This window comes from Micromonospora sp. WMMD1155, from assembly GCF_029581275.1.
In the GTDB taxonomy this organism is placed as follows: domain Bacteria; phylum Actinomycetota; class Actinomycetes; order Mycobacteriales; family Micromonosporaceae; genus Micromonospora.
Map to the genome: position 1 here is coordinate 1,588,224 of NZ_CP120742.1, position 13,724 is coordinate 1,601,947.

11 protein-coding genes are annotated in these 13,724 nt (G+C 70.2%); 4 read left to right on the plus strand and 7 right to left on the minus strand.

Annotated elements, in window-relative coordinates; all coding sequences use genetic code 11:
- Positions 1-27: 27 nt before the first annotated feature.
- Together O7617_RS06995 and O7617_RS07000 are read right to left on the minus strand one after the other, a co-directional pair.
- Positions 28-3,357 (minus strand): AAA family ATPase, encoded by a 3,330-nt coding sequence (locus O7617_RS06995; RefSeq protein ID WP_282262302.1) that lies wholly within the window; start codon positions 3,355-3,357, stop codon positions 28-30.
- Positions 3,358-3,418: 61 nt separating this feature from the next.
- A complete protein-coding gene (locus tag O7617_RS07000; RefSeq protein ID WP_282262305.1) occupies positions 3,419-4,030 on the minus strand; it encodes a hypothetical protein in 612 nt (203 codons plus the stop codon).
- Between the two features lie 146 nt (positions 4,031-4,176).
- Here O7617_RS07000 and O7617_RS07005 point away from each other — a divergent pair, with 146 nt between their 5' ends.
- Both O7617_RS07005 and O7617_RS07010 read left to right on the plus strand, forming a co-directional pair.
- On the plus strand, positions 4,177-5,484 hold the full coding sequence (locus tag O7617_RS07005) for a helix-turn-helix domain-containing protein (RefSeq protein ID WP_282262306.1): 1,308 nt from the start codon (positions 4,177-4,179) through the stop codon (positions 5,482-5,484).
- Positions 5,485-6,420: 936 nt separating this feature from the next.
- Positions 6,421-7,308: a cellulose binding domain-containing protein gene (locus tag O7617_RS07010; RefSeq protein WP_282262308.1), complete on the plus strand. Its 888-nt coding sequence runs from the start codon at positions 6,421-6,423 to the stop codon at positions 7,306-7,308.
- A gap of 41 nt (positions 7,309-7,349) precedes the next feature.
- On the opposite strand, the gene O7617_RS07015 is transcribed toward O7617_RS07010, so the two are convergent.
- Positions 7,350-7,580, minus strand: coding sequence for a hypothetical protein (locus O7617_RS07015; protein ID WP_282262309.1), 231 nt, complete (start codon positions 7,578-7,580; stop codon positions 7,350-7,352).
- Positions 7,581-7,678: 98 nt separating this feature from the next.
- Between O7617_RS07015 and O7617_RS07020 the strand changes: the two genes are divergently transcribed.
- Positions 7,679-8,347 carry a TetR/AcrR family transcriptional regulator C-terminal domain-containing protein gene (locus tag O7617_RS07020; protein WP_282262310.1) on the plus strand — a complete coding sequence of 223 codons (669 nt, stop codon included), beginning with the start codon at positions 7,679-7,681 and terminating at the stop codon, positions 8,345-8,347.
- 63 nt (positions 8,348-8,410) lie between these two features.
- Here the strand turns inward: O7617_RS07020 and O7617_RS07025 are convergent, their stop codons facing one another.
- On the minus strand, positions 8,411-9,484 hold the full coding sequence (locus O7617_RS07025; protein ID WP_282262311.1) for an FAD-binding oxidoreductase: 1,074 nt from the start codon (positions 9,482-9,484) through the stop codon (positions 8,411-8,413).
- 223 nt (positions 9,485-9,707) lie between these two features.
- Here O7617_RS07025 and O7617_RS07030 point away from each other — a divergent pair, with 223 nt between their 5' ends.
- Positions 9,708-10,226, plus strand: a complete 519-nt coding sequence (locus O7617_RS07030) for a flavoprotein (protein ID WP_282262312.1) — start codon at positions 9,708-9,710, stop codon at positions 10,224-10,226.
- Here O7617_RS07030 and O7617_RS07035 read toward each other — a convergent pair.
- The 3 genes from O7617_RS07035 to O7617_RS07045 all read right to left on the minus strand — a co-directional run bounded on the left by O7617_RS07035 (position 10,192) and on the right by O7617_RS07045 (position 13,019).
- Positions 10,192-11,079: a hypothetical protein gene (locus tag O7617_RS07035; protein ID WP_282262314.1), complete on the minus strand. Its 888-nt coding sequence runs from the start codon at positions 11,077-11,079 to the stop codon at positions 10,192-10,194. The two genes, O7617_RS07030 and O7617_RS07035, sit on opposite strands and share 35 nt — an antisense overlap.
- Positions 11,080-11,219: 140 nt before the next feature.
- Positions 11,220-12,461 (minus strand): IS701 family transposase, encoded by a 1,242-nt coding sequence (locus tag O7617_RS07040; protein ID WP_282260691.1) that lies wholly within the window; start codon positions 12,459-12,461, stop codon positions 11,220-11,222.
- Positions 12,462-12,572: 111 nt separating this feature from the next.
- The gene (locus tag O7617_RS07045) at positions 12,573-13,019 is read right to left on the minus strand and encodes a hypothetical protein (RefSeq protein ID WP_282262315.1); all 447 of its coding nucleotides are present in this window, start codon (positions 13,017-13,019) and stop codon (positions 12,573-12,575) included.
- Between the last annotated feature and the right edge of the window lie 705 nt (positions 13,020-13,724).

Below are 13,724 nucleotides of genomic sequence, written 5' to 3' on the forward strand. Positions count from 1 at the left end.
ACGGCCGTGGCGGCGCCCGTCGTGGTGTCAGAGCCGCCAGCGCAGCGGCTCGGGCGGCAGATAGCGGCAGGTGCTGCCGGTCGAGACGGAGTCGCGCAGATGGCCGGCGAGGGCCGGGTGCCGCTCGTCGAGCTTGCGCAGCGTGTCCCGGATGCGGGCGGTCACCGTCTTGCGGGCCCGCTCGGCCTCGTCGCCCAACCGACGGCTCCGCCCGGCCAGCCCCGCCGCCGCCCGCAACTCGTCGAGCAACGCACTTCGCTCGGCGTCCAGTGTGGCCACCTTCCGGTCGTCCTCACGGGCGGCGGCCCGGTCGATCTCCTCGTCGAGTCGGGCCAGGTGCCGCCGGTAGCGGGCCTTCGCCTCGTCGTCGAGGACCGGGTCGGCACCCAGTCGCCGGGCCGCGACCAACTCCGGCCCGGCGGCCGGATCGAGCAACTCCACGGCGGGTACGTCACTGCCCGGTCGACTCAGCAGCAGATGCAGGTCGTGCAGGCCCTTGGCGTCGGGCAGGTGCACCACCACACCCGCGTACGCGAGTTGCCAGACCGGCCCGTCGCGCCGAAACTCGTACCCCTCGATGACCGGCGCGACCTGGACCGGCCCGGCGTTCTCGACCAGCCCGACGGCCTCGATCGCCGCGACGCCGTGGCCCGGCTCGACGGCGTGGCCCGGCTCGACGGCGTGGCCCGGCTCGACGGCGTGGCCCGGCTCGACGGCGCCCGTCACGGCCCCTGTGGGCGCGGCGAGCCGGTGGAGCACCTGCGTCATCCCGAGCGCTGTCGCCTCCTGCACGGTGGTCGCGTGCAGCGCGGCGGCCGTCGCGGCGTCGCCCGGGTGACCCCGGCCGGCCAGGGCCCTCCCCAGCCCGGCGCGGGCGAGCAGCGACCAGGGTCGGGCACCCAGCCGGTCGGCGGATTCACGGGCGGCGGTGAACCCGGCGACGGCGTCGCCCCACCGCTCCTGGGCCAGGTCGATCAGGGCCAGCCAGTGGTCGACGGGGCCGCTGATGTCGCAGCCGAACAGCCCGACCATCCACTCGCCTCGGTGCGGGGCGAGCGCGGACCGGGCGTCGTCGCAGCGCCGCGGGTCGGCGGACGCCGCGGCGACCTGTGCCCGTAACCGCAGCCAGAGCGGCGACACCGGACGCGGGTACCGGATGTCGGCGGCCTCGATGCCCGCGGTCAACCGGATCGCCGTCTCGCCGTCGCCACGCTCGGCGGCGGTGATCGCCCGCAGCAACTCCTGGTAGGGGTAGTCGATCGGGGCCAGCCCGTCCAGCAGGATCTCGGCCTCGGCGCACCGGCCCTGCAACAGCAGCCGCGACCAGCGCAGGTGATGACCCATGAACCCGAACTCGGCGTGACTCGGGTCCGCGATGTCGGTGAGGTCGGCGAACCGCTCGTCGGCCTCGGCGAAGTCGCCCCGGAAGGCGGCGATGATCCCGCTGTCGACTGATGCCGCCATCCGGTGCCTGGGGAGATCGGCCTCCCGGTCCGCGCCGACGAACGTGGTGAACTCGTCGTTGAAGCGCGGGTCGCCCAACTCCAACAACGCCACCCAGCGCAGCGAGGTGGCCCACAGCTCGGTCTCCCGGTCGCCGGTGCGGCGGGCCACATCGCGGATCTCGGCGGTCAGCGCAGCGCGGGCCGTCGCGGTGCCCAGGCCCCAGGTGGTGTCGTGGCGGGCCCACAGGCTGAAGGTGAGCGCCTCGTCGTCCTGCCCACGACGGGCGATCGTCTCGGTGGCGGTGATCAGGTCGGCGACCAGCGTGCCGACCGACGCGTCGGCGTCCGGTTCGCCGATCAACCGCCGGTACGCCTCCCGGACCAGCCCCGCCGCCTCAGCCGACCGGGCGGTCTCCACCTGTCGGGCGCGGTTGACGATGAGGGCGACCCGGGCCAGCAGCACCGGATCGTCGAGTGTGCGGGCCAACGCCCCCGCCTCGGTGAGCAGTCGGGTGGCCTCGTCCCGACCGGAGTGGTGGTATTGCGCCTCACCGAACTCCACCAGGATCCGTACGCGCTGCGCCGGGTCCTCGACCACGTCCAGGGCCCGACGGAAGTGCACCGCCGCCTCGTCGGTCGCCAGCCGGGTGAACGCGTCCCGCCCGGCGGCGACCAGCAGCGTCGCCACCCGGGCCCGGTCGAGCACGGGCCCGGCCAGGTAGGCGTGCCGGGCCAGGTCGGCGGGGACCAACCGGTCGCTGAGCTCCTGGAGGTGGTCGACCGCTCGGACGACAGCGCCGTGCCGGGCCTGCCGGTCGTCGTCGGACAGCCCGTCGTAGAGGGTCTCGCGGACCAGGTCGTGGGCGAAGGCGAACCGGCCGCCACCTCGGGCGACCATCAGCCGAGCGATCACCGCCCGGTCGAGCAGTCTGTCGACCTGCGCCACCGGGGCCGCCACGCAGGCCGCCAGCACCTGACGGTGAAGTTCCCGACCGAGTACGGCGGCGACGGTGAGCGCCTCGACCACGGTCGGGGGTAGTTGGGCCAGGCGGCGGCTTACCGCCTCCCGTACGCCGGGGGCGATGGTCCCGGCCGCGTCGTCGGCGTGCCACAACCGCGCGGTCTGCTCGATGAAGAACGGGTTGCCGCCGGTGCGGCGGTGCACCTCGTCGACGAGACCGGCATCGGGTTGCCGCCCGGCGGTCCGTGTCATCAACGCCGCCACCTCGTCGCGGGAGAGGCCGGTGAGGGTGATGCCGGTGGCCTTCGCGACGAGCGGCATGAGCAGGGGGCGCAGCGGGTGCTCGCCCGACTCGACCTCGGCGTCCCGGTAGGTGCCGATCAGCAGTAACCGCTCGAACCAGGTGTGCTGGGCGGCGAAGCTCAGCAGCCGCAGCGACGCCGGGTCGGCCCAGTGCAGATCGTCGAGGACCACCACGACCGGCCGGTGCTGGGAGACCGCGACCAGTGCGGCGGTCACCGCGTCGAACAGCGCGAACGCCTCCCGGTCGGCGGCGTCCGCGCCGGTGTCGACGCCGGCCCAACTGGCGGCGCGGCCGGCCTGCTCGCCGATGGGGTCGGCCTCGCCGAGCAGAGCCGCGAGGGCCGGCTCAGCGGTGGGGCGGGCCACCTCCCAGTCGTCGGCGGAGCGCCGCAGACCACGCAGCACCTGCACCCACGGCCAGTAGCCGGGGGCGCTGTCCGAATCCCAGCAGGCCGCGCCGAGCACCAGCGCGCCGCGCTGCCGAGCCTCCCGCGCCGCCGCCGTGACGAGTGTCGTCTTGCCGATGCCCGGCTCACCGGTGACCAGGACGAGACCGCCATGACTGGTCGTCGCCCGGTCCATCTCGGCGCGCAGCAGACCCACGGGGTGATCCCGGCCGATGATCGCGTCGCCGCGCCGCGCGTCCATGGTTTCCAGACGGTACTGGAACCGTCTGACAAGCCGGGCGGGTTATTCGCCCAACCACCGTCTACGCCTGCGCGCCACGCGGTAGCGCCAGCTCCACCGCGTCCGGCTCGACCCCTCTGACCTGGGCCTGCTCGGCCGCCCACCGCAGGTAGGCCAGCCACTCCTCGGACGACCACCCGTTGCGGCGCACGACGCCGGCCTCGGCGGGCAGCCCGCCGGCCACGACGCGGTCCAGGATCAGCGGCTGCACCCCACCCACCCCGCGCCGATAACCGGCGAAGTAGAGCACCTTCGTGAACAGGCCCGGCCCCAACCACGGCAGCCGCGCCTGATCGCGGTCGAGGAAGCGGTGGTACGCCGACCGCAACCGAGCCTCGTCGGGTGCCTCTTCCAGCGCGTACGCCAGGCGCTTGCCGTCCGGATCGGCGTCGAGCGACCTCGTGGCGCGCCACGGGCCGTACCCGATGGGCCCGTAAGCCCAGGCCAGGACGGCGGTCAGCAGTTGCCGTGGACTCGCCTCGCCAGCCTGGTGGGCGTCGGCGACAGCGAAGACGTCCCGCCGCCGGATCTCGCCGCTCGCCGGGAGCAGGTCGGGCCACGCGTCCGGTGGGAGCCCCGCCCGCCACCGGTCGACCCGCACGGTCACCGGATGGTGTTCAGTCCTTGTCTTCATGACCCGAACGCTATGGCTGGGTGCTCCCGTCGACTGCCCCGTACCGCCATGTCGGGGTATCGACGAGCAGCAACCAACCATCGAATTCGTAACGCCGATTCGCTCTGGTCGAGACGTAGGGCAGGAGGGCGTGCGATTTTCGCACCATGACCGAAACCGGCGACTGGGCGACAGTCGGCGAGCAGGTACGCCAGACGCGGCTGGGGGCTGGCCTTTCTCAGGCCGAGCTGGGTGCACAGCTCGGCCTCGATCGCACGATGATCGCAAAGATCGAGTCAGGCGTTCGACGCGTGGACGCGCTGGAGCTGATCCGGCTCGCAGCCGCGCTCGACGTACCCATCGATCACCTGCTTCATCGTCGACCAGCGGTGATCTCGCACCGCTCGGAGGTCATCGCCGAGGACACCGACACAGACGCGGCGAGACGCTCTCAACGCCTGGAGATCGCGCTCGCCTCGTGGCTCAGGGACGTCCGTCAACTCCTTGACATCGGCACGCTCACTCTCATCTCCCCGGTCCGTTACCAAGGGACCATCACCTCCGACGAGGACGCCCGCACTGCGGCGCGCTGGCTGCGTGACGTGCGGGGCATTGGCACAGAGCCGATCGACACTCTGATGGATTTCTGTGAGCGCAGCGGCCAGTACGTCCTGATCAGCGATCTTCCGGGCGAGAGCGCATCAATGGTGGACGGCTACCTGGCGGTGTCGGTCGTCAGCGTCGAGGGAGACCCTGGCCGGCGGCGAGCAACCGCCGCCCACGAGCTGGGCCACATGGTGTTGGGCGACGAATATTCCAGCGATCTGGCCGTACACGTCTCCCGCGCCGACCGGGAAAGTTTGATCAACGCCTTTGCCGCCGAGTTACTCCTCCCGGTGGCGGCGTTCGCTGACGTCCTCAGCCGCCCGATGTCTCGAGAAGATCTGATCCTTCTCACTGCCCGCTACCGCACGTCGTGGTCGCTCGCGGTACGCCAGGCGGAGCACGCTGGTTGGCTCGATGTTTCGTCGGCCCGCTGGTGCCGAACCACGCCAACCCGGGCGGAGATCATGGATGCAGTTGGCTGGGCGCCGCAGCGAGACTTGGACGCCATTCGTGTGCCGCCTGGCTATTCGCACGCGGTGATGCAGGCGTGGCGTCGCTACCTCGTTTCGGATGCCCGCGCGGTCGAACTGCTCCATGGCCAGATCGGCCTGGACGACCTACCAACACGCGACCGTGCGGGCCCCGGATTAACACCTGCAGCGTGGTGGCCGTCCGGTGGCGGGACGGCCACACGTGACGCGCGTCGTCAGGCCGTGGCGCAGATGGCGTACGCCGTGTCGGACCAGTTCCCGGCGAACGCGTCCTCCTCGTACGCGCCGGAGGCAACCGATGTCGGCGCGGTCGCCGGGCCACCGTTGGGGCGGAAGTCGTCCACGATGCCCTCGCCGGTCACCCCGTTCAGCTCGTAGCCGCCGCCGGTCAGCACCTTCCCGACGGGGCAGGTGGCCGTGACGCTGCGGAAGTCGAGCGAGTTGCTGGCCCCCACCGTGGACGCCCGGACCAGGCCGAGGAGCGGGTTGGCACAGATGGCGTACGCGGTCACCGACCAGTTGAGGGTCGTCGCGTCCGACTCGTACGCGCCGACGGTGACCGCTGTCGGCGCGGCGGCGACGCCTCCGTTGGGGCGGAAGTCGTCGACGACCCCTTCGCCGGTGACGCCGTTCAACTCGTAGCCCGTGCCGGTCAGCACCTTCCCGGCCGGGCAGGTCGCGCTGGTGGAGTGGTAGTCGGCCGAGCTGCTCGTGCCGACCGTGGAGACCCGCACCAGACCGGGCACCGGGTTGGCGCAGATCGCGTACGCCGTCACGGACCAGTTCCCGGCGAAAGCCTCCGTCTCGTACGCGCCGACGGTGACCGCTGTCGGCGCGGTGGCCGGGCCGCCGTTGGGGCGCAGGTCGTCGACGACGCCCTCACCGGTGACGCCGTTCAACTCGTAGCCGGTGCCGGTGAGCACCTTGCCGACCGGGCAGGTCGCCGTGGCGCTGTGGAAGTCGGCCGAGTCGCTGACGCTCGTCGCGGCCACCCGCACCAGGCCGGGGACCGCGGCGGACGCCGGGCTCGCCGGGGCGACCACCGCAGCGACCGCGACGAGAGCCAGCACGAGTAGGACGGCGCGGGCTTGTTTCCGAGTACGCATATGTTTCTCCCGTCTGAGGCCCGGTCAGCAGATGTCGTACCGCCGACATCAAGGCCGTTCGCAATCGACGGGTTGACGGTAGGTAGCCACCCGACCAGGGGTTATCCCCAAACCGACTACGTCGCGTAGCGGACGGGCAGCGTGAACCCGAGCCCACATATTGACTGTTAACTATCAGTTTCGCGAGCGCGGCCCTAGCATTCGCCTCATGTCAGCTCGTCGCGTCATCGCCGTCGTAGCCGTCGCCGCGCTGGCGAGCCTGCTCGCCGTCAACGTCGCCCATGCCGACGACGGCCCGGCGATCAGCACCCCCGGCAGCCCGACGGTGGTGGTCAACGAACCGCACCAGCTCACGCTCACCTGGACGCCGTCCGCCTGGGTCGACGGGCAGGGCACCGGGCAGCCCATCAACTACGAGGTGCAGGTGCCACTGGGCCCCAACACGTACCGCTGGCTCGGCACCACCGAGGACACCACGATCACGCTGACGGACCTGGCGCCCGGCACGACGTACCGGATCGCGGTTGCCGCCCGCGCGCTCGGCGGCTACTCCGACTCCTCGGCCGCCACCACAGTGCGCACGGCCAGCGGTCGCGCGACGGTCAGCTACCTCAATCTCGACTGGTCCCCGACGAACAACCAGATCCAGTACCTCTTGCGGGTCACCAACACCGGCACCGGGCCGCTCGACCTGAGCACCGTGCGAGTGCGATACCACCTGCGCTTCGAGGGCGGCAACACCTCGCTGGTGCCGAACTGTGACTGGGCGGCGCTGGGCTGCGCCCGGATCCAGCAGACCGTGCAGTTCTTCGTCCCACCGGGCGGGCCGCCGTCCGCGATGTCGACGCCGGCCCCGCCGTACCCCCCGCCGGGCACGCCCGTCCCGGGTTGGGTGGAGCTGACCTTCACCGGTGGGACGCTCGCGCCGGGCCAGTCGACCGGGCCGATCCAGCTACGGCATCACCGGCACAGTTGGAGCACCATCGACGAGCGCGACGACCCGAGCTGGCTCGCCGCCACCGGGCAGTGGACCGAGAACGGTCGGATCACGCTGGACGTCGACGAGGTACGCGAGTTCGGCGACACGAACACCTGACCGCACCCTTGAACGGCGAGTGCGAGCCGGCTCGGCAGCGCTCACGGGACCGTGTCGGAGTAGACCTCGACGTCGTAGAGCAGTTGCACGTCACGGCGGCCGTTCGTGATGCCGACGAAGATCGGGTCACCGGCTGGGGTGTGGCCCCGACGCCACGCCTGCTCCCGAGCGGCTTCCCGCGACTCATGATGGATCTTGCCCTCCTGGTGCAGTTGCAGGACGCGACGGGACGTGCTCCGGTCGCTGTCGAGGTGGACTCGCAGCAGAGGCATGAGCTGCTCTCCTCGCCGACCGACAAAGGCAAACTTTTTCTCCTTCCATTACCTTACCGATGTTAAGTTGCCTGTCCACTGGCTTAGAGTTGGCTCTCATGAGCTCACCGCCCATCTGGCTACGTGCGGAGCCCTCGCGACCACGACGCAAACCGCCGCTCACCCTCGACCGCATCGTGGGCACAGCGGTGACCGTGCTGGACGAGCACAGCATCGAAGGGCTGACGATGCGCAGCCTCGCCCAACACCTCGACGTGACGGCGACGGCGTTGTACTGGCATGTGCGGACGAAGGACGACGTCCTGGACCTGGCCGTCGACCGGATCTTCGGCGGCGTACCGATTCCGGCCATAAGCGACGACTGGCTTGAGGACATCCGCGTCCTCGTCCGAGGCTGGCGCGCCGCCATGCTGGGCCACCCCTGGGCACCGAGGCTGATCGGACGCCCGATGGTCGGACCGAACGTCCTGGCCCGTACCGAGTTCCTGCAATCGGCACTGGTGCGCGGCGGCTGCTCCGGACTCCAACTGGCGGTGGCCACGCGAATGCTCGCCAACTACGTCATCGGCGCTGCGCTCACCGAAGCCACGTGGCACCAGACCTCGGACCCGGACGCGAGATCCGCAGCCCGCGCCCATGTCGCCGCGAACGCCGACGCCTACCCGACTCTCCACGCCTCGGGCCACCTCGACGGTGCCCGATGGGACGACGACCTGCTGTTCGAGGAGGGCCTCAACGGCATTCTCCGCACCGCGTCGCTGGAATGACGGCGGCCGCTGGATTGGCGTGGTGCGGATAGCAGGTGCCTTTTCGGCCGCGGGAGACAGCCGTCACCGAGCGAAGCTCCCGGCCACGTGGATGCGGGCGGCGGGGATGCCGAGCGCGAGCAGCCGTGGCCGCGCGCCGGCCAGCATCGCGGGCGGTCCGCACAGGTAGATCTCCTGGCCCGGCTCGTAATGGCGGAGGGCGATGGTCAGGGCGTCGCCCTGCTCGGGCGGCTCCGCGCAGGGGTCGTCGGAGAAGGCCGGCACGATGGTCAGCCAGTCGTGGGCGCATTGCAGCTTGTCGAGGGCGATCGCGTCGTACAGGTCAGTGAACGTGCGCGCGCCGACGACCAGCGTCACCCGTCGGCTGGCCCGGTCGGCGGCGACCTGCTCGACCAGGGCGCGCAGTGGGGCCAGGCCGGTGCCACCGGCGACGAGCAACAGATCGTCGGCACGCTTCCGGTCGAGGCGCAGACCAGCATCGCCGGGTGGGCCGAGCCAGAGCAGCTCGCCGGGGCGTACCCGATGGACCAGGTCGTGGGAGACGGTGCCGCCGGGCACGGCGCGGACGTGCAGCTCGACGGTGCCGTCCGCGCGTGGGGCGTTGGCCGGTGAGAGCCAGCGCCAGTGTCCGGGCAGGCGGGGTGTGCAGACCGGCACGGCCTGACCTGGCTGGAAGGGCAGTCGCCGCCAGGGACGTACCGTCAGGATGGCGATGTCGGGCGACGGCCGGTCGTGGCCGATCACCTGGACGTGCCACCAGGCCCGGCCGTCACCGGCCTGGCTGGCGGCGCGGCGCAGGTCGTGCGTGGCGCGACGCACCGCAGGTTTGGCGACGACCGCGAGCTGCGGCGTCCACAGTGGGAGGGTGTGGCGGGCGACTGTGGCGAGCAGCGCGTCGCCGATGGTGGTGGCGTGCGGGAACAGGTCGAAGTGACGGTACGCGCGGCCGAGCACCCTGAGCAGCGCGGCCCGGTTGGCCGGGTCGTCACCACCGACCACGAGGCGGCCCAGCGCGGTGAAGAACAGCGGCGCGTCCCGGTGCGGGAGCAGGCCCGGCCGGCGATCTTCGAGTGTGCACCAGAAGTCGCCTGCGGCCCGGTCGTCGACCGAAGCCCAGGCGGCGGTCAGGGTGGGCATGGCGGCTCCAGGATGTTGGCGAATCCAGTGGCGCCGGGGCGGGCGGGGACGAGGCTGCGCCGATGGGGGTCGGCGCAGCCCTGGGGACGCGAGCACCCGCCCCGGGCGATGCGCCGACTCTCGCGGTTGACCAGGCGATACGGCATGTCACGGTGATCGTTGGCAGCATGCGCAATCGGTATGCGCGCGACGAAGCTTCGGCCGAGTCGGGCAGACTGCGGGCATGACGGAACGTCCGGTGCTGTATCTGGTCGTCTGCGCCGCGGGTCCGGCGGAACACATCCACGAGCTGGTCGATCTACTTATCGCCGACGGGTGGCAGGTGTGCATGATCGTCAGCCCGACCGCCGCGCCATGGCTCGACCGGGAGGCGTTGCAGAACAAAACCGGTTATCTGGTACGCGTCGAGTGGCGCATGCCCGGCGACCCCGAGCCGCACCCGCCGGCTGATGTGGTGGTGGCCGCGCCGGTCACGTTCAACACGGTGACGAAGTGGGCGCTGGGCATCAACGACACGCTGGCGCTCGGCGTCCTCAACGAGTCACTGGGCTCGGGCTTGCCGATCATCGCGTTCCCGCACACCAAGGATGAGTTGGCCGCGCATCCCGCCTATGCGAGTCACCTAGAGGTGCTGCGCGCTGCCGGAGTGGTGGTGGCGGACGGCAAGCCGCTGAACTCGATGAACGGACCGGGGCGTTGGGGTGTGGTCATCGAGGCGCTGCGCTCGACTCGACCGTCTTGAAGGCCTTGCCTCTCGACGTTGCCAGGCCGCCGACCCGCTCCGGGCGTCCTCGGTAGGCGACCCATCGCTGGGCTGCGTCGAGAAGCGGACCGTGATGGAGCGCAGGCGCGGTGAGCTGTTTGCGTCGCCAAAGCCGCACCAGAGCATCCGCAAACCCGGTCACGGCATGCTGGGGTGCCGAGGCATAGGCGGGAATCTGTACCGCCCAAGCCTCGGCGGCGGACGGCGTGTGGCCAGCGCGAACAAGTCGAAGCAGCAGGAAGGCGATATCGATCCAGGCGGCCCCTTGAGCAGGGCTAGACCAGTCGACCAGTCGGATCCTCGCCGCGGATCCTGCTCCCTGCTGAGGGACCAGGAAGTTCCGGGGCGTCATGTCGGTGTGCAGGAGAGTGTCGCCGTGGACCAGCTCAGAAGCGATGAGGGAATGCCACCGACCAGCGAAAGGTCGCACAGCCGGCGGCGGGCAGGGCGTGAGTTGCCCGCTCAGCTCGGCGAGCAGTGCCGCCAGCAGCGGCAGATCGGGTGATCCGGGCACCAGATCGGGGTGATGACCCGCGACGTGCTCGAAGCCCAAGAGCAGCCATCCGTCGCGCTCGACGCTCCAAAGCAGGCGGGGAGCCACCTTTGGCAGCCACGGGTTGACGCGAGCCTCGTTGCGATAGAGCCATGCGGATGGGCTGGCCGCGATTCCGCCCTTGCAGAAAACTCGACCGCTGGCCGTGTCGAGGGTGACTGCCACGTCGCACGAGGCCCCGGTGGGGATCGTCGCGACCGAATTGACCCTGCCGGTGTGCCGCTCGACTTCCGTCCGTACCGACTCGGGCAGCTCGTGCCAATGGCGACGGCGTGACATGCGGCGGCCCCTAGTAGTGCTTTGTTAGGTTCTGTGGCGTTTGTTGCGGTGTAAGGGTTTCACGGGTTGGTGGCAGGTGAGGCAGGCGCCGGTCCAGGTCGCGAGGAGTCGTTGCAGCTCGCGGATGACCGCATAAAGGGTCAGGCCGGCGCATCCGCTTTTGGGTCGAGGCGCAGTTCGGTGATGAACAGGTGCGCGGCGGTGGCCAGGGTGACGTGGCGGTGCCAGCCGATCCAGGAGCGGCCTTCGAAGTGGTCCAGGCCGAGGCCGGTCTTGAGTTCGCGGTAGTCATGTTCGATGCGCCAGCGGATCTTGCCGTAGCGGATCAGGTCGGTGTGGCTGGTGGTGGCAGGGAGGCTGGACAGCCAGTACTTCACCGGTTCGGCCTGGTCGTCGGGCCACTGGGCGATCAGCCACCGCTGCGGCAGGAGCCCGTTGGGGTCACGGGCGACGCGGTGTCCGGGCGGGCGGACTCGTAGGAAGATGAACTGGGAGCTCATCGTGCCTTTCGAGCCTTCCCGCCAGGTGATCGTTTCCGTGGCCGCTCGTCCAGCGGCGCGAATGTGCTCGACCAGGCTGACCGCAGTCTTCGAGTAGCGCGGGTCGGTGCGCGTCGGTGGGCGACCCCGCCCGGACCACACCCGCGTCACCGGCTGCACGTCTGATGTGTGGGCGAGGGCATCGCCTTTGACCTGCATGATGTAGTCGACGGACCGCTCGTCCAAAGCGCCGCGGAACTGGCTGTTATCGCCGTAGCCGGCGTCGGCTGCCAGCAACGGCGGGCGTAAATTTTGCTCGGCCAGCTCATCGAGCATCTCCACGACCATCGACCACTTCGGCCGGTGATGCTCATCGGCAGGTATCCCGCACCGGGACCGGCGAGCGATCACCTCAGGGCGGTCAGCCTCGTCAACAGCCTGGTCGTCCCACGACGTCGGCAAGAACAACCGCCAATCCAGCGGACACGACGCGGCGTCAGTGACGGCGTGGACACTCACCCCGATCTGGCAGTTCGCGACCTTGCCCAACGTGCCGGAGTACTGCCTGGCCACGCCCGGCGAGCCCTTGCCGTCTTTCGGGAAACCGGTGTCGTCGACCACCCACACCACCGGAGCGACCACCTCGACCGCCCGACGGGCCAACCGCATCCGCACCGCCTCGGTGTCCCACGTCGAGGTCGTCACGAACTGTTGCAGCCCCTGATGATCCACCCCAAGCCGATCCGCCATCGGCTGCATCGACTTACGCCGCCCGTCCAGCAACAGCCCTCGCAGATACGTCTCACCCTTGGCCCGCTGATCCGAGCGCACCAAAGGGGTGAACACATCCACGGCGAACGCCTCAAGCCGTTGCCGCACAACCAAAAGCTCGTCAGGAGTCACCGCAACATCGAACTACTCAGACCGCCCCGATGACCCCACGACACGCCGACCTAACAAAGCACTACTAGGAACGACGAGCGGTCCCAGGCAGTCTATGTCTGGGACCGCTGTTCAGCCGCTCGATCCGGTCGGGCTGTCGGTGCACCCGGCATGGCACTGCGTGCACTCGGCCGCGCCCTCACCCGCCCAGAGCGAGGCGTCGACAACGAAGCCGGCCGCTCGGATCGCATCGACCGTCCGCGAGATCGGAGCGCCGATCGGTTGCGGCACGTCATCGTCGGGTGTGGGCTCCGGTTCGTGATGGATGAAGCGGCCGGCGATGCGGTGGCAGAACTCCGCGTAGTCGTGGGTGTGAAGGATGAACGTGTGCCAGCCGATATCTACCAGGGCGCTCGGACCGATCGGCGCGGCGGTGACGCCACAAGCGGCGAGGAAAGCGAGCGCCTGGTCCAGGATCCGGGGCGGCAGGTCGGGATCCAGCTCGGGGTGATCGTGGGCGGACAGCCGGGCGAAGAGTTCGTCGGAGACGAGTGCCCTCCCCGTGCTCCGTGGGGACATGCTCAGCAACATGGTGCTCCTTCCGGTGGCTTTCACCGACCGTGCGGCCCAGCAGCCCGGCGGTGGATGACAGCGCGGGCATCAGAGATATGCGCGCTGCGTATACCGCTCCCCCACCCAGCGGGTTCAATGGATAGGCTCGATGGAGCTGGATGGACGGAGCCGCCGGTGACCCACTCGAACTGCCCCCGATGCGGCGGACGGCTGGCTCGGGACAACGACAGCGGACGGTGCACGCCATGCCAGGCCGCCGAACGGGACCGATTGAGCGCGCCGCCGGTTGTGCCGGCGAGTTTCTGGGATCACAAACCTGTGCGACGGGCCCTCGCTGAGCGGCATCTCGGGCGGGTCATCCGGGCCTACCGGTGCCACCCGTACCACGGGCGAGTCGCCTTGCCGCAGACCGTCGTGGCGGGGTGGCTGGGGATAACGCAGGCGCAGTTGAGTCGGGTTGAGAACGGGCCACCGCTCGTGCACCTGGACCGACTGACGCACTGGGCCAAGCTGCTCGCCATACCCGCCGCATATCTTTGGTTCGCCCTTCCCGGACAGCCTCACCGACCGGTCCGGACAACCACCCCCTCAACTCGTCGCGAGGACGCTGGGCCGGCCCAAAGCCGACGGGCGTTGTTGGCCGGAATCGCTGCTGTTGCTGCTGGGGCGGGCCTACTTGGTGGTAACGAGCTCGTCCAGCCCCGGCGAATC